The sequence below is a fragment of the Ruegeria sp. AN6 genome, from assembly GCF_056540425.1.
Genome location: NZ_JBQFWR010000003.1, coordinates 382,020 through 404,342, shown reverse-complemented (window position 1 = coordinate 404,342; position 22,323 = coordinate 382,020). Strand labels below are relative to the sequence as shown.

The 22,323-nt window shown below is 56.5% G+C and carries 16 protein-coding genes; 8 read left to right on the top strand and 8 right to left on the bottom strand.

Annotated elements, in window-relative coordinates; all coding sequences use genetic code 11:
* Positions 1-10 precede the first annotated feature (10 nt).
* Complete coding sequence (locus ACR0MQ_RS08335; RefSeq protein WP_170773485.1) at positions 11-1,498, top strand: heme biosynthesis HemY N-terminal domain-containing protein; 1,488 nt, start codon at positions 11-13, stop codon at positions 1,496-1,498.
* A 199-nt stretch (positions 1,499-1,697) separates the two neighbouring features.
* On the opposite strand, the gene ACR0MQ_RS08330 is transcribed toward ACR0MQ_RS08335, so the two are convergent.
* From ACR0MQ_RS08330 to ACR0MQ_RS08315, 4 genes are all read right to left on the bottom strand, one after another.
* Positions 1,698-2,885 carry a CoA transferase gene (locus tag ACR0MQ_RS08330; protein WP_170773483.1) on the bottom strand — a complete coding sequence of 396 codons (1,188 nt, stop codon included), beginning with the start codon at positions 2,883-2,885 and terminating at the stop codon, positions 1,698-1,700.
* The gene (locus ACR0MQ_RS08325; RefSeq protein WP_480607283.1) at positions 2,875-4,386 is read right to left on the bottom strand and encodes a tripartite tricarboxylate transporter permease; all 1,512 of its coding nucleotides are present in this window, start codon (positions 4,384-4,386) and stop codon (positions 2,875-2,877) included. The genes ACR0MQ_RS08330 and ACR0MQ_RS08325 overlap by 11 nt, the downstream gene beginning before the upstream one ends.
* Position 4,387: 1 nt before the next feature.
* The gene (locus ACR0MQ_RS08320; RefSeq protein ID WP_170471194.1) at positions 4,388-4,870 is read right to left on the bottom strand and encodes a tripartite tricarboxylate transporter TctB family protein; all 483 of its coding nucleotides are present in this window, start codon (positions 4,868-4,870) and stop codon (positions 4,388-4,390) included.
* A gap of 69 nt (positions 4,871-4,939) precedes the next feature.
* Positions 4,940-5,920 carry a Bug family tripartite tricarboxylate transporter substrate binding protein gene (locus ACR0MQ_RS08315; protein ID WP_170542439.1) on the bottom strand — a complete coding sequence of 327 codons (981 nt, stop codon included), beginning with the start codon at positions 5,918-5,920 and terminating at the stop codon, positions 4,940-4,942.
* Between the two features lie 109 nt (positions 5,921-6,029).
* Here ACR0MQ_RS08315 and ACR0MQ_RS08310 point away from each other — a divergent pair, with 109 nt between their 5' ends.
* From ACR0MQ_RS08310 to ACR0MQ_RS08300, 3 genes are read left to right on the top strand one after another with little or no spacing between them, the layout of a single operon-like run.
* Positions 6,030-6,698, top strand: a complete 669-nt coding sequence (locus ACR0MQ_RS08310; RefSeq protein ID WP_480607280.1) for a response regulator transcription factor — start codon at positions 6,030-6,032, stop codon at positions 6,696-6,698.
* Positions 6,688-8,055: a sensor histidine kinase gene (locus tag ACR0MQ_RS08305; protein WP_170773479.1), complete on the top strand. Its 1,368-nt coding sequence runs from the start codon at positions 6,688-6,690 to the stop codon at positions 8,053-8,055. Before ACR0MQ_RS08310 ends, ACR0MQ_RS08305 begins: the two co-directional genes overlap by 11 nt.
* Entirely contained in the window at positions 8,034-9,032 is a 999-nt protein-coding gene (locus ACR0MQ_RS08300) for an ABC transporter substrate-binding protein (protein ID WP_010443033.1), read from the top strand. The genes ACR0MQ_RS08305 and ACR0MQ_RS08300 overlap by 22 nt, the downstream gene beginning before the upstream one ends.
* Positions 9,033-9,310: 278 nt before the next feature.
* Here ACR0MQ_RS08300 and ACR0MQ_RS08295 read toward each other — a convergent pair whose 3' ends face one another.
* Both ACR0MQ_RS08295 and ACR0MQ_RS08290 read right to left on the bottom strand, forming a co-directional pair.
* On the bottom strand, positions 9,311-9,928 hold the full coding sequence (locus ACR0MQ_RS08295; RefSeq protein WP_010443034.1) for a response regulator transcription factor: 618 nt from the start codon (positions 9,926-9,928) through the stop codon (positions 9,311-9,313).
* On the bottom strand, positions 9,925-12,315 hold the full coding sequence (locus ACR0MQ_RS08290; RefSeq protein ID WP_010443035.1) for an ATP-binding protein: 2,391 nt from the start codon (positions 12,313-12,315) through the stop codon (positions 9,925-9,927). The genes ACR0MQ_RS08295 and ACR0MQ_RS08290 overlap by 4 nt, the downstream gene beginning before the upstream one ends.
* Before the next feature lie 244 nt (positions 12,316-12,559).
* On the opposite strand from ACR0MQ_RS08290, the gene ACR0MQ_RS08285 reads away from it, so the two are divergent.
* The 4 genes from ACR0MQ_RS08285 to ACR0MQ_RS08270 all read left to right on the top strand — a co-directional run bounded on the left by ACR0MQ_RS08285 (position 12,560) and on the right by ACR0MQ_RS08270 (position 18,052).
* The gene (locus ACR0MQ_RS08285) at positions 12,560-13,522 is read left to right on the top strand and encodes a TAXI family TRAP transporter solute-binding subunit (RefSeq protein ID WP_480607277.1); all 963 of its coding nucleotides are present in this window, start codon (positions 12,560-12,562) and stop codon (positions 13,520-13,522) included.
* Between the two features lie 107 nt (positions 13,523-13,629).
* Complete coding sequence (locus ACR0MQ_RS08280) at positions 13,630-16,239, top strand: TRAP transporter permease (protein ID WP_170773472.1); 2,610 nt, start codon at positions 13,630-13,632, stop codon at positions 16,237-16,239.
* Complete coding sequence (locus tag ACR0MQ_RS08275; RefSeq protein ID WP_480607274.1) at positions 16,236-16,667, top strand: universal stress protein; 432 nt, start codon at positions 16,236-16,238, stop codon at positions 16,665-16,667. Before ACR0MQ_RS08280 ends, ACR0MQ_RS08275 begins: the two co-directional genes overlap by 4 nt.
* A gap of 179 nt (positions 16,668-16,846) precedes the next feature.
* Complete coding sequence (locus tag ACR0MQ_RS08270) at positions 16,847-18,052, top strand: MFS transporter (RefSeq protein WP_170780121.1); 1,206 nt, start codon at positions 16,847-16,849, stop codon at positions 18,050-18,052.
* A gap of 57 nt (positions 18,053-18,109) precedes the next feature.
* On the opposite strand, the gene ACR0MQ_RS08265 is transcribed toward ACR0MQ_RS08270, so the two are convergent.
* Together ACR0MQ_RS08265 and ACR0MQ_RS08260 are read right to left on the bottom strand one after the other, a co-directional pair.
* Positions 18,110-19,585, bottom strand: a complete 1,476-nt coding sequence (locus tag ACR0MQ_RS08265) for an NAD-dependent succinate-semialdehyde dehydrogenase (protein WP_010443040.1) — start codon at positions 19,583-19,585, stop codon at positions 18,110-18,112.
* Positions 19,586-19,801: 216 nt separating this feature from the next.
* Complete coding sequence (locus ACR0MQ_RS08260) at positions 19,802-22,024, bottom strand: HEAT repeat domain-containing protein (RefSeq protein WP_480607271.1); 2,223 nt, start codon at positions 22,022-22,024, stop codon at positions 19,802-19,804.
* Positions 22,025-22,323 lie beyond the last annotated feature (299 nt).

The window sequence follows — 22,323 nt, the reverse complement described above, 5'->3', positions numbered from 1 at the left end:
AGGACCTGCCATGCTGTGGTCATTGTTAAAGATCCTTGTTTTTGTTGCGATTATCGGCCTGCTGGCCATGGGTGCAGGGTTCCTGATGGAATCATCAGGCGGCGTGCAGATAACCGTCGCGGGCACGGAATACACGCTTGGGCCGCTGCAATCGGTGATCGCGCTGGGCGTGCTGGTGTTTGCAGTCTGGTTGTTCTTCAAACTGCTGACGCTGCTGATCGCGACGTTGAAATTCCTCAACGGTGATGAAACCGCCCTGTCGCGGTATTTCGACCGCAGTCGGGAAAAGCGCGGATATAAGGCACTGGCGGATGGGTTGATGGCGCTGGCCTCTGGTGAAGGGCGCGTGGCGATGACCAAGGCCAACAAGGCCGAGAAGCTGCTGAACAAGCCGGAATTGACCAATCTTCTAGTGGCGCAGGCCGCTGAGATGACTGGCGATACCAAGAAAGCGTCAGAGACCTACAAGAAGCTGGTCACCAACAATGCGACGCGATTTGTCGGCGTGCGCGGGATCATGAAGCAGAAACTGGCTGAAGGTGACGATGAAACCGCACGCAAGCTGGCCGAGAAGGCTCTGGCCTTGAAGCCCCGGCACGAAGAGACGCAGGATGTGCTGCTGAACTTGCAGACCAAGGCGCAGGATTGGGCTGGGGCGCGGTCCACGCTGACGTCAAAGCTGAAGGCCGGGTATCTGCCGCGCGATGTGTTCAAGCGGCGCGACGCGGTTTTGGCCCTATCCGAGGCCAAGGTGCTGTTGGATGTTACGGCGACCGTCGAACAGCAAGAACACGCGATTGAGGCGAACCGCCTGTCGCCCGATCTGGTCCCGGCAGCCGCTATGGCCGCGCGGGCATATATCAAAAAGGGCAAACCGCGCGCGGCTACCAAAATTATCAAAAAGGCATGGGAGGTTCAGCCTCATCCCGATCTGGCCCATGCCTTTGCCGAGATTGCGCCGGATGAAACGCCCGATCAACGCGTCAAGCGGTTCACGGCGCTGACCCGGATTCACCCGGAGAACATGGAGACCCGCCTGATCCTGGCCGAGCTCAACATCGTTGCCGAAGACTTCCCCGAAGCGCGCCGCGCGCTGGGTGATGTGGTTGAAAAGCAGGGGGATGCCAGAGCCTATACGCTGATGGCTGCGATTGAACGGGGAGAGGGTGCCTCGGACGCTGTGGTTCAGGGTTGGCTGGCCAAGGCGTTGAACGCGCCGCGCGGGCCGCAATGGGTCTGCGACAATTGCCACGATATTCAGCCCGAATGGGGCCCGGTCTGCCAGAACTGCGGCAGCTTCGACACACTCAGTTGGCAGACACCGCAGACGCCTGAAATCGCCAGTGCGACAGGTGTGCACATGTTGCCGCTGATCGTCGGAGCGCTTGAGGATCAATCGGAAGCCGAGGAAGAACCAGAAGTCGACGATCCAGAGGCGGAAGAAGTGATTGAAGTAAACGCCGAGCCCGTCGAAATCGAGCAAGAGAACCGGGCCTAATGTTTCGATACTTCGTTAGGGCTGTTCATTAGCAAGCTTTGAGCTGTAATCAGGCGTGGTGGGTTCTTTGCTACTACGTACTATCAGTCATTTCTACGACGCCAACAGTCCCAACCAGGCTTTCAATCGTTTGGCAGCTCAGCCGATCGGCACGGGCTCCATGGCAATACAGGCCGTCTACCCCGATCGGTCACGTCATTCATATGATCCCTTCTTGTTTTAGTGCGTCGATTTCTGCGTCAGATAGGCCAAGCTCGGACCAGACCACAGCGTTATCGGCACCAAGGGTAGGCGGGGCAGCTTGGGGAGTTCTCCGCTCGCCGTCCATGACTATCGGACTGCCTGCGAGGCGCAAGATTTCACCGTGAGCTGACAGGCTCGCTATCAATCCCCTGCCATCCAATTGTTTGTCTGACAAAGTCTCAGGCACTGTAAAAACCTGCCCCGTCGGTACACCGAGCGCATTCAATTCGCGAACCCAATCTTCGGCCGGACGGGCGGTCAACACACGTTCGAGTTCTTGCCGAAGGGCATGCCGGTTTTGTTTGCGATCCTCACGGGTCTGATAGTCGGGATGGGTCAGCAAATCGTCTCGGTTTAGATGCTTTGCCAGGGCCTGCCATTGCTCATCCCGATTGGCCGCGATGTTGATCGGGCCGTTGGACGTGGCGAATGTACCGGACGGGGCCGAGGTGGTGTTTTCGTTGCCATGGGCATCTGGCAACACGCCTCCCAAAAGATAGTTCGAAACGACCCAACCCATTGTCGAGACAACGGCCTCGGTCATTGCAACGTCCAGAAATGTGCCGCGTGGATTGGCGTTCAAGGCCGCGCTGATGGCAAAGGCTGCGGTCAATCCGCCCACAGTATCTGCCAGAGGATAGCCGACCCGGTAAGGTGCCGTATCGGGGGCGCCCGTGATCGACATGACACCGCTGATACCCTGAACAATCTGGTCATAGGCGGGATCGTCACGCCTCGGTCCATCCTGACCGAATCCGCTGATCGCGCAATAGATCAGGTTGGGATTTTCGTTGCGCAGAACCTCATAACCCAACCCCAGTCGATCCATGACACCGGGGCGAAAATTCTCAACCAGAACGTCGGCGGTTTGAACCAGCCTTTTGAGTAGCGCCTTCCCCTGCTCGGCCTTCATGTCCAGCGTAACAGACTTTTTATCGGCGTTTTGAGCTAGAAAGCTAATGCCCATTCCGGCCTTGTTGCGTTCAGGATCCGCGCCCAGCACTCGGGCCAGGTCCCCGCTGCCGGGGCGTTCAACTTTGATGACTTCGGCGCCCATCAGGGCAAGTTGATAGCAACAATAGGGGCCCGCAAGAACATTGGTCAGGTCAAGGACGCGGACCCCTGAGAGTGGCTCAGTCGCCATCGGCGATCCCGGCTGCCCGTGCCCGTGCTCTGCGGGCGCGGTAGCTGGGCAGTAGCACCAACAGCACAGCGACGACCAGTAGCGCCAGCGTCATCGGGCGCTCCCAGATAAATCCGATACCATCGTAAAGCTGCATGGAGCGTGCGAAATTGTCCTCCATCATTCCACCAAGGATAAAGCCAATCAGCAGGGGAGCGAGTGGATAATCCGCGAACTTAAGAGCCGTCGCGCAGACCCCGAAACCGACCAGTATCAACAGTTCAGTGGCGTTGTTCTGGCCGATATATGCACCCATCAAGGTGAAGAACAGAATGAACGGGATCAGATAGTTGCGCGGAACGGCCAGCACTTTGGCGATATAGGGGATCAGTGGCAGGTTCAGGATCAGCAGGACGAGGTTACCGATGAACATCGACATTATAACCGCCCAGAAGATCTGCGGCTCGTCGATCATCAGACGCGGGCCGGGTGTGACGTTCAGCGCGATCAGCGCGCCTAGCAGAATTGCGGTCGTGCCCGATCCGGGAATGCCCAATGTCAGCAGCGGCACAAACGAACCGGTACAGGCCGCGTTGTTTGCCGCCTCAGGTGCCGCAAGCCCTTTAATAGAGCCTTTTCCAAACTCTTCCTGCTCATTTTTTGGCGCGATGTTGCGCTCGACCGCATAGCCAAGGAAGCTCGCAATAGTCGCACCCGCGCCCGGCAGGACCCCGATGAAAAAGCCCTGAGTCGATTGGCGTCCAATAACCGGCGCGATGGCTTTTGCCTCGTCTTTGGTGATGCGCAGATCTTTGATTTCACCATCATCGCCTTGCAGATTCTTGGGCTTGAGGACGAGGAAAAGCGCCTCGGGCAAGGCAAACATCGCCATGGCCAGCGTGATGAAGCCAAAGCCGGATTGCAGGTCCATGATGCCCATGGTGAAGCGCGGCAGGTTGAACAGCGCACCCTCGCCAACGGTGGCCATGATCAGGCCGAGAATGGTCATGATCAGCGCCTTTGCCACCTGACCTGAACCGGCAAATGCCGCAATGGCTGACAAGCCAACGACCATCAGCGCAAAATATTCGGCGGAATGAAACAACAGCGCGACGGAAGACAGCGCCGGGGCGAATACCATCAACAAGATTGCCCCGATCGTACCTCCTGCGAAACTTGCGATCGCAGCAATGGTCAGCGCTTTACCGGCTTTGCCTTGTCGCGCCATAGGATAGCCATCAAAGCTTGACGCCACTGTGCCCGCGACCCCCGGCGCGTTCAGCAGGATGGATGAAGTTGAGCCACCGAAAATCGCGCCATAGTAGACGCCCGCGAGAAGGATCAGAGCAGCGGATGGATCTCCCATCGAAATTGCGACCGGGATCATGATCGCGATGATCGACATTGGCCCCAGCCCGGGCAACATGCCGATGAATGTACCGATCAGGCACCCCGCGATGACCATCAATAGGTTTTGAAGCGAAAAGGCCGTTTGCAGACCGATCAGAAGTCCTTCAACCATGTCAGCCTCCGAAAACGCCGGGCAGTGGGCGCATGTAAATTCCAAGAACTTCCTGAACCAGATACCAGACAGATCCGGTTGCGATCAGGGCCACAGGCACCATGATATGCCACTTACGTTCACCCAGAATGTACGAACCAATAATCAAAAAGCCCGATGTCGCGATCAGAAATCCGACGGGGCGCAGACATAGGGCGTAGACGACCATCAGAACCAGCAGCGAAATCGCCTGCCCAAGGTGGTATTCGCCAAGGCGGCGGTAGTCGATATCCGCCTCTTTTATTTCACTTTTCTCAAAGCCCAGAAGGATGATTGTGCAAGCGATTATCCCCAGTATGGACAGGACCTTGGGGAAGGTGCTGGGCCATATCGGGTTCCTTTGCATGAAAGGGGGCAGGCTGCCGTCCATCGTGAACCAGGCTGCATAGCCATAGGTTAGACAAATCCCCAGCAGAACAAGCGCGATCCAGCGATCCAGCGCCATGGTGTCCCCTCCCGTATTATTGTTGTGAGTTTGGGGGCAGAGCGGAGGACCGCTCTGCCGAAGCCGCCTTTAGAGGAAGCCCAGTTTCTTCATCAGATCGCTGATCTGCTTTTCTTGATCTTCGAGGAAAGCAGAGAAGTCGTCGCCCGAGTTGTGGATGTTCACCCAACCGTTGCGCGCGCGTACTTCTTCCCATTCAGGTGTATCATACATTTTTGTGATGGCGTCCTGATAGGCGGCCAGCTTGTCTTCGGGCAGTCCGGGTGCCGCAAAGAAACCACGCCAGTTGACGAAGGTGGTGTCGATGCCCTGTTCCTTCATCGTCTGGGCGTCGGGTGCCGCGTCTACGCGCTCCTCAGAGGTAACTCCGATGATCTTCACCTCACCCTGATTGGCCAGATCGACAGCTTCCGAGAAGCCAGTCGACAAGGCTGCGATTTCGCCAGACAGCAGTGCCGCCATGGCCTTGCCGCCTGCATCGTAAGGGATGTATTTGACGCCCAGCGCGTCTTTGCCGGCTGCTTCCATCACCATGGCTGCCACCAGATGGTCCATGCCGCCCGGAACCGAGCCGCCGCCAATGGCGGTGGCACCTGGATCGGCGTCGTAGGCTGCCAGTAGGTCTGCCATAGAGTTGATCGGGCTGTCCTTGCCAACAACGATTGCCGCATAGTCACCGATGGTGCCCGATACCAAAGTCAGGTCGCGGAAGTTATGCGGGAACACGCCCGTCAGAGACCGGATTACGATGGGTGTCGAATTGACCATCAGCGTTCCGTGATTGCTTTCGGCATTTTCGATCAGATAACCGATGGCTTTACCGCCACCGCCGCCTGACATGTTCTCGTAGGACGCCGTGCCCACAAGGCCTGCATTGGTCAGGGCCTCGCCAGTTCCGCGTGCGGTTCCGTCCCAACCGCCGCCGGCGCCACCGGGGATCAGAAAGTGGATGCTGTCCACGACCTGGTCTTGCGCCAATGCAGGTCCGGTTAGACCAACGGCAGCAACGGCTGCGATCAGGGCACGACGGCCCAGTTTGAATGTTGTCATGATGTCCTCCCATTTGACATCCGGCCGCGGGGCGGCTCAGATTATTCTGAAGTTTAACCACACGAACCTGACATCAACCTGTCACGCGTTAGGAAGCGCCCCAGCCCTCATGAAATTCCTTCTGGTCGAAGATAACCTGGATCTTGCAAATGCGATGTGTGCCCGCATGCGCCTGGATGGTCATGTCGTTGATCATGCACAGAAATTGGACGACGCAACGGCCTATGCTGAGATCGAGGAATATGATCTGATCCTGCTGGATATCATGCTGCCCGATGGAGATGGCCGGGACTTTTTGCAGCGTCATCGGGCCCGTGATCCGGATACGCCAGTTATCGTTTTGACCGCGCGCAGTCAGGTTTCGGATCGAATCGGATCGCTCGATTTGGGGGCGGATGACTATGTGACCAAGCCCTTTGATCACGCCGAGCTAGAAGCCCGTTGCCGGGCCGTCTTGCGGCGCAAATCAGGGATTGCCAAATCAAGGATCGAGGTCGGCGCGATCGTGTTTGATCCTGTCGCAGGCTATTTGAGCGTGCGGGGAGAAACGATATCCTTGCGCAATCGCGAGCTGCGAATGATGGAGCTGTTCATAAACGCGCCAGGTCAGGTTTTTTCGAAACAGAAGCTGGCCGACAGGTTGTTTTCTTACGACGACAACATCTCGGACAACGCGATTGAGGTCTATGTGGGTCGGCTACGCAAGCACCTTGAGAAATCCGAGCTGAAAATCACCACGTTGCGCGGGCTGGGCTACAGGCTGGACCATGACGGTTAGTCCGGCTGTTTATGGATCGCTCAGAAACCGGCTTGTGCTGGCGCTGATCAGCGGCGCGGCATTATTGGCCGTTCTACTGTTCTTCGCGGTCCGAAATTATGCAGCGCAAGTGGCCCAGCAGGGGCAGGACAACATCCTTGGCGCGTCGGCAGCCTCGATCCTGGATGCGGCTGCGCTGCGTGATGGGCAGCTCGAGATCGATATTCCCTATGCCGCGTTTTCTATGCTGGCGACCCCGTCGGATGACCGAGTGTTCTATGCGATCTATCAGGACGGCGCATTCATATCGGGCTATGACGATCTTCAGCTTGCCCAAGATACGAGGGATGGCAACTGGACCTTCGATGCGGGTGAGCTTCGGGGTGAGCGCGTTCGGCAGGTCAACGCCAGCCGCACATTGGTCGGTCTGGGCCGTCAGACCGAAATCGAGGTCGCGCTTGCGCAGACGCAGGATGCACTGGCCGAAACGCTGGATCAGATTTCACGCAATGCGGCCTTTTTGGGGATCGGGTTTTTTGTGCTGACCGCGGCATTGTCTTTTTGGGTTACAACAGCAACCATCGGACAGCTGAACAAGCTGACCACCTCGGTGACCCGTCGCGGACCGCAGGACCTGAGCCCGTTCCGAAAACCGGTGCCCAAGGAAATGGCCCCTCTGGTGTCTTCGCTGAATTCCCTGATGGGGCGGCTGGATCAGTCTCTCAGCCAATCGGAAGATTTCATCGCAGAGGCGGCGCACCGGGTGCGTACTCCGTTGGCGACCGTCCGGTCCTATGCCGAGGCGACCTTGCAACGCGTCGAACGCAAGGAAAATCGCGAAGCTTTGCGTGCGATGGTGCGGGCTATTGACGAAAGCTCTCGGGCGGCAGGGCAACTTCTGGATCATGCCATGATCACATTCCGGGCCGATCATCTGGAACGAGAAGACCTCGATCTTGTTGCTTTGACCCATGAGCTTGTGCAGCGCCTGACGCCCATCGCCGAAATGAAAGACCTTTCGTTGTCTCTGACGGGTGACGCTTCGGTTCAGTACTCAGGTGATCCGATCCTGTTGCAGAACGCCGTGCGTAACATGGTCGACAACGCTCTGAAATACGCACCCCCCGACAGCACCGTTGAAATCAACGTCACCGCAACGCCTCAGATCCAGATCAGCGTCAAAGATTCTGGCCCGGGGTTTCCACCTGATGAGATTGACACGTTGACCCGCAGGTTTGAGAGAGGCCAGAACGCCACAGGGACCATTGGTTCGGGCTTGGGGCTGACCATTGTACAGGACGTGGCAACAGCCCACGGCGGCACGCTGGTTCTGACCAATCAATCAGAGGGCGGCGCATGCGTTATTTTATCGCTCTGATATTTTTGCTGCTTCCGCATGTTGGAACCGCGGACGACTGGGAAGATCGCCGGTTGTTCAACGATGGCGCGGAGGGCACGCCCTTGCGTGTCATATCGAGCACCGACACCGTTCTGTTCGCACCGTTCATCGAAGAGTTTGTTGCAAGAAACCCTCAGATTAGTGTCGAATATTTGGTGTCAGGGACTGCCGATATCTATGAGCGCGTTCGGGCAACACCTGATGCATTTGACGTTGTCATCTCAAGTGCCATGGACCTGCAATTGAAACTCGCCAATGACGGGTTTGCGCTGCCTCTGGACGGTATGCCCGTTCCTGTTTGGGCGCAGTGGCACGACAGTCTGTTTGCCTTTACCTCCGAGCCCGCCACCATTGTGGTCAACCGCGCTGCTTTCGAAGGCCAAACCATCCCGCAAACGCGTCAGGGCCTGATCGAAGCGCTGCGAGAACGGCCTGAGGTGTTTCGAGGCAAGGTTGGAACTTATGACGTACGACAATCCGGGCTGGGCTATCTGTTCGCCACGCAGGATGCGCGTGCGTCGGAAACCTATTGGCGCCTGATGGAGGTGATGGGCGGTCTGGGCGTCCGGCTATATTGCTGCTCTGGCGATATGATCCGCGATCTGGCTGACGGGAAAATTCTGGTCGCCTATAACGTGCTGGGCAGCTACGCGGCGGCTCGGACAGAAGGTGAGGGTGCTCTTGAAATCATATTGCCGTCTGACTTCCAGACTACGATGATGCGAACGGTCATGGTTTCTAAGGCGACACAAAAACCCGAGGTTGCCGAAGCATTTGTGCGTTATCTGATTAACGGTACGGCACAAAGTCCTGAGCGCTCGCCTCTGCCGGTCTTGTCTGCATCCGCCGATAGCGAACAGGAGGCAATCGGACTAAACCCTGCGCTGCTGACCTATCTAGACGTATTGAAACGCAGAAAGTTCATCTCGGCCTGGGAAAACGCTGTTATCCAATAGTGATGCGCGGGCCGATTGTACCAATCGGTTCCGTTTGCCAATGTTGCCGTCGCATTGGGCGGGCCGGTATCGAAATTGCCAATATGATCTGCAAGACGCAATTCGTAAGCCAGACAGCATCTGTCTTTCGACCTATGCCGACCCCGCAGGATAACGCATCTAAGCACAAGCGCTTTATGAAAAATTGTTACACATCTGCAGAGGATGCCTAGGACCAAAGCTCAGTATTGCTGCTGCGCCAAATCAAGTTTTGGGCGTGTACGTCGTAACGCTTGCGATCAGTGCATCTGCCCAAATAGCTCATACAGCTCGATGGTCGTTTTCACACCAACCTTCTGTTGGATGCGTCCCCGATGAATTTCCACCGTGCGAGGGCTTATTCCCAGTGCGGTGGCAATCTCTTTGCTAGATGTCCGTGAGGGGTGGGTCAGAATATGCTGCAGTACCTGTTCCTCGCGCTCGGTCAAAAGTCTGCGCTTATCTGCAAGCATCCGACGCCTTGTTTTCTCGGCGCGCAGTTTTGTGCCTAGTTCGAAAGCGGCCTGTATTCGTTCAACCAGCACCTGCAGGTCGAAAGGTTTCTCCAGAAAGTCAATTGCGCCTGCCTTTGTGGCGCGGACCGATTCCGGAATGCCCCCATGGCCTGAGATGAATATGACCGGGAGAGTCGAGTCGCGCCGGTTCAGATGGTCCTGTAGTTCCAGCCCGTCCATCCCCGGCATTCCGTAATCAAGGATCAAACATCCTTTTGCATCTTCATGCACTTGGTTTAGGAAGGCCTGTGCATCCGGAAAGTGTTCGACCTGCATCCCACGTTTGCTGAGGGAACGCGACAGGGCGATACGCACATCTTCGTCGTCATCGACGATGTATACAACCTGCGGATCAAAGATCATTCCTGATTTTCCTCGGATAAGTCACTACGGCGCAGGGTGAAACAAAAGCATGCGCCGGTTGTTTCGGTGGGTTCATACCAAATCGTTCCGCCATTGGCTTTGATAATGGTTCGGCAAATGGACAGGCCCAGACCCATTCCGTCGGTCTTTTGCGTGTCGAATGTATTGAACAAAGTGACATCATCACTGACGCCGGGCCCATTGTCCTGCACATGAACTTCGACCATTTCATCTGTGGGTCGGGTCATAATGTTGATCTGGCCTTTCGCGACCGGATCACGCGCCAGAGCATCAATTGCATTGCGCAGCAGATTAACCAGCACCTGCGCGATCTGTGTCCGGTTTCCGATCACCGGGGGAAGGCCGGATTCCTCGAAATGCAACTTGATCTCATGCAGTTTCGCCTCGGCCTCCATCAGACTGACGGTTTGCCGGATCAGCCCGCTCAGCTCAAACGGGGTTTGACGTCCGCGATCCTTTCGCACCACTTCGCGCAGGGCGCGGATGATGTCGCCTGCGCGGCGAGACTGGCGGTCGATATCCGAAAGGATCTCGGTCAGTTCAGGATCGGGATCGCCGATTTCATCCAACGTGATCTTCGCAGCGTCAACGTTATATGAGATCGCGCTAAGTGGCTGGTTCAGCTCATGCGCCAGCCCGGATGCCATCTCACCCATCAAGTTGACCCGCGCCACATGGGACAGATCGCGGCTAAGGCGGCCGGCCTCATCCTCGGCCTGCTTCCGATCACTCACATCATCGATAATGGCAACTGCGTGATCGGGTATGCCACTTTCATCGCGGATCAGGATTGCGTTGACCCGCAGCCAGATCGGTGATCCGTCTTTGCGGATAAACTGGCTCTCGATTATGAACTCGGAATCCTGCAGCAGGGTTTCGCGGAACTTGACCGCAATCTGATGACCGTCTTCGGGCAGAATGTCGGCCAGCGTCATCTTCTCCAGTTCTTCCGGCTGATACCCCATGATGTCGCAAAGCTGTTCGTTGGTCCGTAGAAACCGCCCCGTCTCGGGCGAGATCTGGGCCATCCCCCGCGAGGCCAGATCGAAGGTGCGGCCATAGGCGGTTTCGAACCGTTGACGTTGTTTGACCTCTTGCGTCAGAGCCACACCGGTATCTTCCAGCTCACGATAAGGGCTGTGCAAACCTTCTTCGGGCGTGATCTCCCCACTGAACAATTGCTGGCTCTGACTGGCAAAGGTGCGCACCGGGGCATAGATCCGGTCGGCCATGGCAAGCCCGATTGCGCCGGTCAGAATGGCGATGGCCAGCGCGATCCAGACGCCTTGTGTCCGGTTCTTCTTGATCTCGCCGATAAAGTTGTCCTCGGCCGCATAAAGGCCGATTAGCCAACGCAGCCCCGGCTCGGACACTTCGATTAACATCGCCACATAGTCTTGACCATTTAGCTGGAAATCCGTGTGGACAGGACCCTCAGTGTCGCTCAGATCGGTTTGCACCACATCTCCGAACGCCATTTGCGCGATGGGGTCCGCGATCTGATCCACCCGGGTCAACTCGGGCGCTTCCATATGGGCTTCCTGCCGGATCAATACGAGCGTTGGGTGTGCCAGAACCGCACCATCTTCGTTCAGAACCAGCGCGGCGCCGCGTCGTTCAGACCAGATATCCAGCAGGAATCCCGACAGGGCGTCGATCTGGATATCGACACCCAAAATGGCGCGGATGTTTCCATCCTCGTCCAAGATCGGCACGCTATAGGTGATCCCCGGCTGGCGCGTCGTGAAGAAGATATAGGGTTCTGTCCAGATCGGCGCTTTGGTCTCAGAGACCATTCGGAACCAAGGCCTACTGCGCGCCTCATAGGTATCGGTTTCGGTGGCCGCCGTCTCAAGCAGAGTAAACTGATCGTTGCGCCATTTGAAATCGGCGGGATGCTCGGTCGTGCCCTCAAGAAATGGCGGAACGTACTTGGTGCGATAGCGCCCGGCCTCTTCTGCGCGCATCACATAGACAAACCTGCCCGTATTATCGGCCAGATACATCCCTGCAAGCTGTGGTGCGACCTGAAGCTGCTGGAAGAAATGACTTTCCAAAACGGTGGCATCGCTGATGTCCAGAACGTCATTTTCGGCAAGACGCCTCGTAGCATCCAATGCCTGCCGGGCCGGGTTCAGGAAATTTTTGACCTGCCCGATTACGTTGACGCTAACCTCGTTCAGAGAATTGCGTGATTGCCGCAAAAGCGCGTTTTCCGAGCTGACAAAGGTCGACAGGATGACGGAAAGGATCGCGAGAAACTGCAACCCACCCAGGCACAATGCAAGCGTTGCACGCAGCGACCTGCGCCTGCGCGCGGGTTCGGCATGATCTGGACGAAGTTCTTGATGTCCTGCGTGGTCCAATTTCTGTCCAAACGACCTTAATACAAGTATCGCTACCTAAGACGCGACATGCGGCCGATTACCCTCATTCCCCTATCTTCGAATCCAAGCCTATACGTAATCAACCGTATAGACACCTGCTGTTTGGTTTCGCTTTCCTCTTATTCATCGGGGGGCCTGATTCCAGTGCGATTTTTTGTGTTGTGTTCTGAAAGGTTTCAGGCACCCCAACAGATTAAAAAAGACTGACAACAGGAGTGTCAAAGTGTTCAAGAAACCCTCAATCACCGCATTTGCCGCGGCGGCCCTGATGGCACCAGCGGCATATGCAGAAGAGTTTATCACGATCGGAACTGGCGGCGTTACGGGTGTATATTACCCGACGGGTGGCGCGATCTGCCGTCTGGTCAACAAGGGCCGGAAAGAGCACGGGGTCCGGTGTTCGGTGGAGTCGACTGGGGGGTCGGTTTACAACATCAACACCATTCGCGAAGGCGAGCTTGAGTTTGGTGTGGCGCAGTCGGACTGGCAGTACCACGCGTATAACGGCAGCTCGAAATTCGAAGAAGCCGGCCCGTTTGAGAACCTGCGTGCCGTGTTCTCGGTACACCCAGAGCCGTTCACGGTTGTGGCGCGTGCCGACGCGGGTATCTCGAATTTCGAAGACCTGAAGGGCAAGCGCGTCAATATCGGCAACCCTGGTTCCGGTCAGCGCGGCACCATGGAAGTTCTGCTGGGTGAGATGGGTTGGACCACCGACGATTTCGAACTGGCGACCGAGCTGAAAGCGGCTGAACAGTCTGCTGCTCTGTGTGATAACCAAATTGACGCAATGGTATACACAGTTGGTCACCCGTCCGGTTCGATCCAGGAAGCAACCACCGCGTGCGACTCGGTTCTGGTGAATGTCAGTGGCGATGCGGTTGACAAGCTGGTGGGTGACAATTCGTTCTACCGTACCGCTACCATCCCCGGTGGTATGTACCGTGGTTCGGACGGCGACACATCGACCTTTGGTGTAGGCGCGACCTTCGTGACCTCGGCAGACGTTTCGGAAGATGCGGTTTATGCGGTTGTCAGCTCAGTCTTCGAAAACTTCGATGACTTCAAAAAGCTGCACCCGGCATTTGCCAACCTGAAACCGGAAGAGATGATTGCGGATGGCCTGTCGGCACCGCTGCATCCGGGCGCTGAGAAGTACTACAAAGAAAAAGGCTGGATTCAGTAACCAGACCTGACACGGGGCGCCTTTCGGGGCGCCCCGATTCATATCCGGGCTAAACCGGAGACAAGACGGCTGCAAAAACCAAGGCCGAAGGACAGGGAGATACCAACATGAGTTCCGACACACAGGGCAACCGCCCTCTTTCCGAAGAAGAGCTTCAGGAACTGGTTGCCTCATCAGATGCAGGCGCGCGTGATCCGGCGGGAAATGTCGGGCTTTTTCTGGCGATCGTTGCGGTCTTGTGGTCGGTGTTTCAGGTCGTTCTGGCCTCTCCCTTATCGAATTACCTGCTGCCGGGCAGCGTGGTGAATAACTCGCGCCAGATACATCTGGCCTTTGCGATGTTCCTGGCCTTCTCGGCCTATCCGGCGCTTAAATCCAGCCCGCGGAATTACATCCCGATTCAAGATTGGATCATGGGGATCGCGGGCGCGTTTCTGGCGCTGTATGGTTATTTCTTCTACCAAAAAATCGTTGATGCGGGCGGTCTTGCAGATGACACCGACAAATGGTTCGCCCTTGTTGGCCTACTGCTGCTGTTTGAGGCCGCGCGGCGTGCGCTTGGCCCGGCAATGGCTATCATTGCCACGATCTTTCTCGCCTACGTCTTCTTCGGTTCCTCCGAGTGGGTGCCCGAGGTGATCCGCTGGAAAGGGGCCAGCCTGCAAAAGGCGATGAGCCATATGTGGATCACGTCCGAAGGTGTCTTTGGCATCGCGCTGGGCGTTTCGACCAAGTTCGTGTTCCTCTTCGTCCTGTTCGGCGCGCTGCTCGATAAGGCGGGCGCGGGCAACTACTTCATCAAGATGGCTTTTGGCGCACTGGGACACCTGCGCGGTGGCCCGGCCAAAGCGGCTGTTGTGGGTTCGGCAGCAACCGGCCTGATCTCGGGGTCATCCATCGCAAACGTTGTGACGACCGGTACGTTCACCATCCCGCTAATGAAACGTGTAGGCTTTTCCAGCGAACAGGCAGGCTCGGTTGAGGTTGCCTCATCCGTGAACGGTCAGATTATGCCGCCCGTGATGGGCGCTGCGGCATTCCTGATGGTGGAATATGTGGGCATCTCATACGTTGAGGTGATCACCCATGCATTCCTGCCTGCTGCAATTTCCTACATCGCGCTGGTCTATATCGTGCATCTTGAAGCGGTGAAGCGGAACATGCCGACATTGGGCGACCGCGTTGTTTCGATGGGTCGTACGATTGGCGGCATGGCGCTGTTCTTCGTGGGCTTTGCCGGGCTGTGCTACGGCATTCAGTACCCGATCAAGGCGATCGTTGCGCTCATGCCCGACGCGTCGGGGCTGGTCCTGTCGGCGCTGATTGTGCTGGCCTATCTGATCCTACTTTGGCTGGCTTCCGGAGTAGAGGACTTGGTGCCTGACGATCCTAATGCCAAAGAGGTCGAACTTCCGGTGATCGCCGAGATCTACAAGGCTGGTCTGCATTACCTGTTGCCGATTATCGTGCTGGTCTACTTCCTGATGATCGAACAGAAATCGCCCGGCCTGTCGGCCTTTTGGGCAACCTCTCTGTTGTTCGTGATCCTGCTCACGCAGAAGCCGCTCAAGTCCATCTTCCGCGGCGAAAGCGACACAGCGAACGCCTTCATGGCCGGTGTCATTGACCTGTGGAACGGGCTGATCGACGGCGCGCGCAACATGATCGGTATCGCTCTGGCCACCGCCACCGCGGGCGTGATCGTGGGCACGGTGACGCTGACCGGTGTGGGTCAGGTGATGGCCGATCTGGTCGAGTTCCTATCAGGTGGCAATCTGATTGCCATGCTGGCGCTGGTCGGTCTGCTGAGCCTGATCCTCGGCATGGGTCTGCCGACCACCGCGAACTACATCGTTGTCAGCTCGCTGATGGCGGGTGTGGTTGTCGAACTGGGTGCGCAGGACGGCTTGATCGTGCCACTGATCGCGGTGCATCTGTTTGTGTTCTATTTCGGTATCATGGCTGATGTGACGCCGCCGGTTGGTCTGGCGAGCTTTGCGGCTGCTGCTGTTTCCGGCGGCGATGCGATCAAGACAGGCTTTACCGCCTTCTTCTATTCTTTGCGTACAGTCGCGCTGCCGTTTGTGTTCATCTTCAACACTGACCTGTTGCTGATCGATGTGGGCTGGGTACAGGGTATTCTGGTGGCCATCTCCGCCACCATCGCGATCCTGATCTTCACCGCCGGTACCATGGGCTGGTTCCTGACCAAGAACCGCATCTATGAAAGCGTTGCGCTGATCTTGATCGCCTTTGCGCTGTTCCGTCCGGATTTCTTCATGAACCGCATCGCACCGCCCTTTGCGCAGATCGAACCGGCACAGCTGACGCAGGCCGTGGGTGAGGCCGCGCCGGGTAGCACCATGCGGATTGAGGTCGCGGGTCCGGACTTTGACACCGGCAATATGACCGAAACCACCGTTGTTCTGGACATTCCGGAAGGGGCCGACGGTACAGCTCGCGTCGACGCTCTGGGCCTGATGACGCTGGAAGAAGACGGTCTGGTCAAGCTCGACGAGCCGATGTTCGGTACGCCGGTCGCGGACGAGCTGGACATGTTCGACTATTATGCTGACGATGCTGTTCGCATCACCAGCATTCAGGCTCCGCAAAGTCAGCCCGCGAAAGAGCTGATCTTTATCCCGGCGCTGATCCTGTTGGGTCTTGTCGCCTTCCTCCAGCGCGGTCGCGCCGCAAAACAGGGAGAACCCGCATGACCAAAGCTATTCTGTGCGCCGTGGATATCAGCAATGGCGATCTTGATGTTGCTGTCCTAGAACGCGCCGCAGCGCTGGCCGAAATGGATGGCGCGCGGCTGGATGTGGTGACGGTGACGCCCGATTATGGAGAGGGGTTCGTCAGCAGTTTCTTCGAACCCCACCACCACGAAAAGGTGATTGAAGAGGCTCATGAAAAGCTGGTCGCCCTCTGCGCCGCAACGCTGGGTGAGGAACGCAATGCACAGGTTCGCCATGTGGTGGCCACAGGCAGCGCCTATCAGGAAATACTGAAAACGGCCGAAAGCGCGGGATCAGACCTGATCGTGATCGGTGCGCATAAGCCTGATTTTAAGGATTATCTGCTTGGTCCAAATGCTGCACGGGTCGTTCGGCACTCGAATACCTCAGTTTACGTCGTGCGCTAGCTCAAGCGGACCGAAGGGGGCCGGGAAGTTGAGATTGGTTGCTTTCGACGGGGCAGCCAGTTCACTCATCAAAGGTATGGCTGCGGGTGAGTTTGACCTGATTGAAAACGGTTGCCCGACAAGTGAAAAGTTCTGTCCTTTCCTCTTGCTTTAGCTGCGTACCCGTCCGATAGGGCGATATGTTCAAAAGCCGAGCCATAACCTTCATTCTGATCACGCTGATGATCGACGCCATCGGTATCGGCATCGTGTTCCCCATCATGCCCGACCTGATGGATCGCGTTGGTGCTGGGGACACCGGGCAGGGCGCCTTTTGGGGCGGGCTGCTGATGGCGGCCTATGCCGGAGCGCTGTTCCTGTGCGGCCCCATTGTAGGCAGCATTTCGGACGCCATCGGACGCAGGCCGATCCTGATAGCCGCCTTGGTCATGCTCGCGCTGGATTACGTGATCATGGCATTGGCTGACAGCTTCTGGTTGCTTCTTCTGGGGCGCACGCTCGCAGGTTTGGCCGGGGCAACCTACATCACCGCGACGGCTTATATTGCCGACATATCCTCGCCCACTGAAAAGGCTGCAAATTTCGGTCTGATTGGAGCGGCTTTCGGGATCGGGTTTGTGCTTGGGCCAGCCATCGGAGGCATTGCAGCCGAGATCAGTATCATCGCGCCGTTCTGGATCGCTGCGGTTTTATCCGCCGCGAACGCCCTGTTCGGTGTGTTTGTATTGCCCGAAAGCCTGACACCCGAAAAACGCCGCCCTTTTGGCAAGCGCGATCTTAATCCGTTCAAATCGATCTTTGACGCTTTCCGGTTTCCGGGGTTGGCGGTACCGCTGCTGTGCATTTTCATCTTTGAATTTGCCAACATGGTTTACCCAACCCTTTGGGCGTTCTGGACGCGTGAAGTTTTCGACTGGCCGACACTCTACATTGGGTTGTCGCTTGCTGCTTACGGCGTGTTGCTGGCGATTGTGCAGGGGGGATTAATGCCCCTTTTTATCAGGTGGATTGGCGATTACCGCACATTGATGCTGGGGATGATATCCGCGCTGATTGGAATGATCGGATTTGGTTTCACAGCGACGATCACCGCCCTTGTGGTCTTTCTTTTGCTGGCCGCCTTGTCTGATCTTGTGCCCGCATTGATGACGGCAATGGCCTCGAACCAGGCCGACGAAGACCGTCAAGGTGTGGTGCAGGGGGTTATCGCGTCGCTATCATCTGTTGCTGCTGTCCTGTCGCCCCTGGTGATGACCGGCCTTTTTCAGGCTTCAGTCGATGCTGAAGGCGTCTACCTTCCGGGCGCACCCTTCTTTTTCTCGGCCGTTTTGGTGTTGGCGATGATGCCTTTGGTGGTTCGTTTGCGCGGGCACGCTTCGGTCTGAAAAAAACGCACCCGCAGCGACCCGCGAGTGCGTTGGCTTTCGACGACTTGAATGCGCTTACTGGATTTCACCCATACAGAGATACTTCATCTCAAGGAAATCTTCGGTTCCGTATTTCGAACCCTCGCGGCCCAGACCGGACTGCTTGACACCGCCAAACGGTGCGACTTCGGTCGAGATCAGGCCGGTATTAACGCCCACCATGCCCGATTCAAGCGCCTCGGCAACGCGCCAGACCCGCGCCAGATCGCGGCTGTAGAAATACGAAGCCAGGCCGAACTCACTGTCATTGGCCATGGCAACGACGTCGTCTTCCTCTTCGAACTTGAACAGAGGGGCAACGGGGCCGAAGGTTTCATCCTTCGCGACCACCATGTCGCGGGTTACGCCGGTCAGAACGGTGGGTTCAAAGAATGTCCCGCCCAGATCCGAGCGTTTGCCACCCATCGTGACCGTCGCGCCTTTGGATACCGCGTCCGAGATGTGCTCTTCGACCTTGGCGACCGCTGCGTCGTTGATCAGCGGGCCTGTGGTGATGCCGTCGCCAAAGCCATTGCCCACATTCAGATCCTTGGTTTTCTCGGCCAGCTTGGCAGCGAATTCATCGTAGACACCTGCTTGCACATAGATGCGGTTGGCGCAAACGCAGGTCTGACCGTTGTTGCGGAACTTCGCGATCATCGCGCCGTCAACGGCGGCGTCCACATCGGCGTCGTCGAACACGATGAATGGCGCGTTGCCACCCAGTTCCAGCGACATCTTCTTGATGGTGCCTGCCGCCTGACGCATCAGGATCTGACCAACACGGGTCGAGCCAGTAAAGGTGATCTTGGCAACCTTGTCGTTGGTGCACAGCTCATTGCCCACACCCGAGCTATCGGTGCCGGGGATCACGTTCAGCACGCCTGCCGGGATACCCGCACGTTCGCCCAGTACTGCCATCGCCAGCGCCGAAAGCGGTGTAAGAGTTGCAGGACGTGCCACAAACGTACAGCCCACGGCCAGCGCAGGGCCGACCTTGCGCGCGATCATCGCGTTGGGGAAGTTCCATGGTGTGATCGATCCCACCACGCCCACGGGCTGCTTTAGCACAACGATGCGCTTGTCACGCTGGTGGCCGGGGATCACGTCGCCGTAGATACGCTTTGCCTCTTCCGCGAACCACTCAATGAAGGACGCGCCATACAGAATTTCTCCGCGCGCTTCAGCCCAGGGTTTTCCCATCTCGGCGGTAAGGATGGTAGCAAGATCGTCAGCGTTTTCGACCATCAGATCGAACCACTTGCGCAGGATCGCGCCGCGTTCCTTACCGGTTTGCGCGGCCCATTCCTTTTTCGCTGCATAAGCCACATCAATGGTCTGCCTGGTGCCTTCGATGTCGATATCCGTCACATTGGCGATCAGATCGCCGGTGGCAGGGTTGTGAACCGGAAAGGTCGCCTCACCCTCAACCCATGCGCCGTTGATATAGGCGCGGGTTTCCAGAAGGCTGGGATCCTTCAGCTCCAGTTTCGTCACTTTGGTGTCCAGCATGATCAGGCTCCTTTAGTAGCGTCGACCGAGGCTTCGAGGATTTACATGGCCTTGGCGAAGATTTTGTCCTGTACCGTTAGTGGTGCGAGGAATCGGATTACGTTCCCATATACGCCACATGTCAGCAGGATCAATCCACGCCTCATGGCTTTCGTATACACAATCTCACCATTTCTGTGTTTGGGTCCTGTCTCCGGGCAGAGATCAAGGTCGTCACTATTGTGAGTATCCGCGTATCTGTTCAATGGCTCGGGCAGCGAAACTCCCAGACAAGGACTTGTCAATGCTTGCTTCCAATGCGGGCAACGCAGATGAGGCACTTTCTCCAATTTCACCCAAAGCAATGGCTGCTTCTTTTCTGACAAAAACCGACGGGCTGTCGAGCAGCTTGATCAACTCAGGAACTGCTGGTGCTGCATTGGCACCAAATAGCGCCAATGTTTGAGCCGCTTCACGCTGTTCCTTGGCATCCCCGCGTGACAAATCGGCTTTGAGGCTCGCTATCGTTGTACTCGGTGCAAGCGCGGCCAATCGAAGGCCTTTTTTCAAGCGATTGTTCAAATATTGCTGCGCGCCAATCCAGCGCACTATAAAGAAGTACTCGCGAACAACTTCGTTCAGAACCCGCTCATGCTTTCCCTTCTGCCATCGGTCGATCATTGCCCGCGCAGAGCTCCGATCGCCATTTAAGGCCAAAACCGAGGCCGCAAATGGCATCAATTCAATTGCCTGAGGGTTCCGAACTAGTTCATGCAATATGGCCACCTCTGCGCCGTTCAGGTCATCCATTGCAAAAAGCGCAGCACCTTCAAACAACGCGTAGTGGCTGGGATACGCAGGGTCGAGACGCATTGCAGCCTGTACAAAGGCCAGTCCTTCCTCAGGTTCACCGCCCGCAATCAGGGCCCATCCCATTGTCAAATGCGCCTCTGGGTCGCTGGGTTGCAGGGCAATGGCTTTTGCTGCCTCTTGCCTGGCTTCATCCGTTCCCCGACTTACGCCCTGGGCACTGTCCCAATCAGGAAGGTTGAGACTGACTATCGCCCGGACGACGTGGATCAATGAGGTGTCCTGCTGCGTCAGTTCGCGGAAGTACTTATAGAACAGACCAATATGCATCTGTTCGTCAGCGCCTGCGAAGCCTGTCCAATGGTGGAAAATGTGCGGTCGTAAATGTGCCAGAGCAAGAGTCGCCCAGGCACGCCCATAATCAGGGTCCAACTCGACTGCGCGTTCAAAATGCGGAATTGCGGCCAGATTGTCGCGCTCATTGAAACGCGAATAAAGCTCCCAACCGCGCTGGAATGCTTCGCGTGCTTCGATGGTTTCCGTTTCTACGTTTTCGATTGCAATCCGACTTTGAGAATCGAGAGGAACATCAAGCTCCTGCGCAATCGCCAGCACAATGTTGTTTTGCAGGTCAAAAATCTCGTCAATTTCACCATCGAAACGTTCGGCCCAAATCAATCTACCGTTTACCGTGTCGGTCAGGCGGATATTGACCCGAAAACCTTCATCGGTGCGTCTAAGACTTCCATCGACGACGTAACGAACACCCAATTTTTCGGCAAAGCCTGGAACATCAATGTCGCGGTCCTGAAAAGCGAAAGAGGTATTTCCCGCGATGACAAATAAACCGGAAATGCGGGATAAATCCGTAATCAGGTCCTCAGAAACGCCGTCTATCAGCATCTTGTTGGACGGGTCGCTGGTAAAATTTGTCAACGGAAGCACGGCAATTGATGGCAAGTCTGGTAGCGGGTAGGCCAATTGCGCTTCTGAGGCGCGCAGTTGCCCCTTTTTCCAGGTCATTGCCCCGAAATACCCCATCAATATCAACACAGCCATGACCGCAGCCAACTTAAGAAACCGTGGCGCATTCGTCGCTTTCGGCTTTGAAAGAAATGGTGCCGCATCTGTTTCTATTCGGAAAGCCTCAACCGGTTCTGCGATGTTCTTGACTGATTGCGGACCAATTGATGCAAAACTGAAAGGAACCTTGTTGCGGGCATATTCAACGATCGACTGCGATGCGATAATTCCACCCGGTTCCGCCAATGCCTCAAGTCGCGCGGCCACGTTGACGCCGTCGCCCAATATGTCATTCGCGTTCGAGACCACATCACCGACATTCAATCCGATCCGAAAAACGATGGCGCGGTCAGGTTCGATATCTGAGTTTCTTTTTGAAAGTTCCGATTGTATCTCGACCGCCGCACGCACCGCATCGACAGCGCTATGGAATTCGATCAGAAAGCTGTCACCCGCCGTGTTCGCAATGCGCCCCGAATGCCCTGAGACCAATGGCTCGATGACTTCGGCACGGATCAAACGCAGCTTGTCTATGGTGCCTTCTTCATCCAAACCGATCAGTCTTGAATAGCCTGCGATATCGGCGGCTAAAATAGCTGCTAATCGACGATTTGGTCGGCTTTCCATAATTTCTCAGCCTATCATTTGGGCATTTTTCTGGGAAATGGTTTTCACGGCAGAGCATTTTGCGCTGACATTTGAATGCTGCGCGCCAGCTAACTGGATTGAGATGAAGGTCTCAGGCCGTTGAATTTGGGCAATAGATGCCGTCCAAGAAGTGATAAACTGAACGTCAACTCTGCCCGCCAAACGATCGATGGTCGTTGCGGGTTTTTATCAGCAGCAGGCGTCGGCAGTCCTGCGGGCTGACGCCCCTTTGCCCTCAAAAAAGAAAAACCCCGCTGATGGCGCAGCGGGGTTTAATC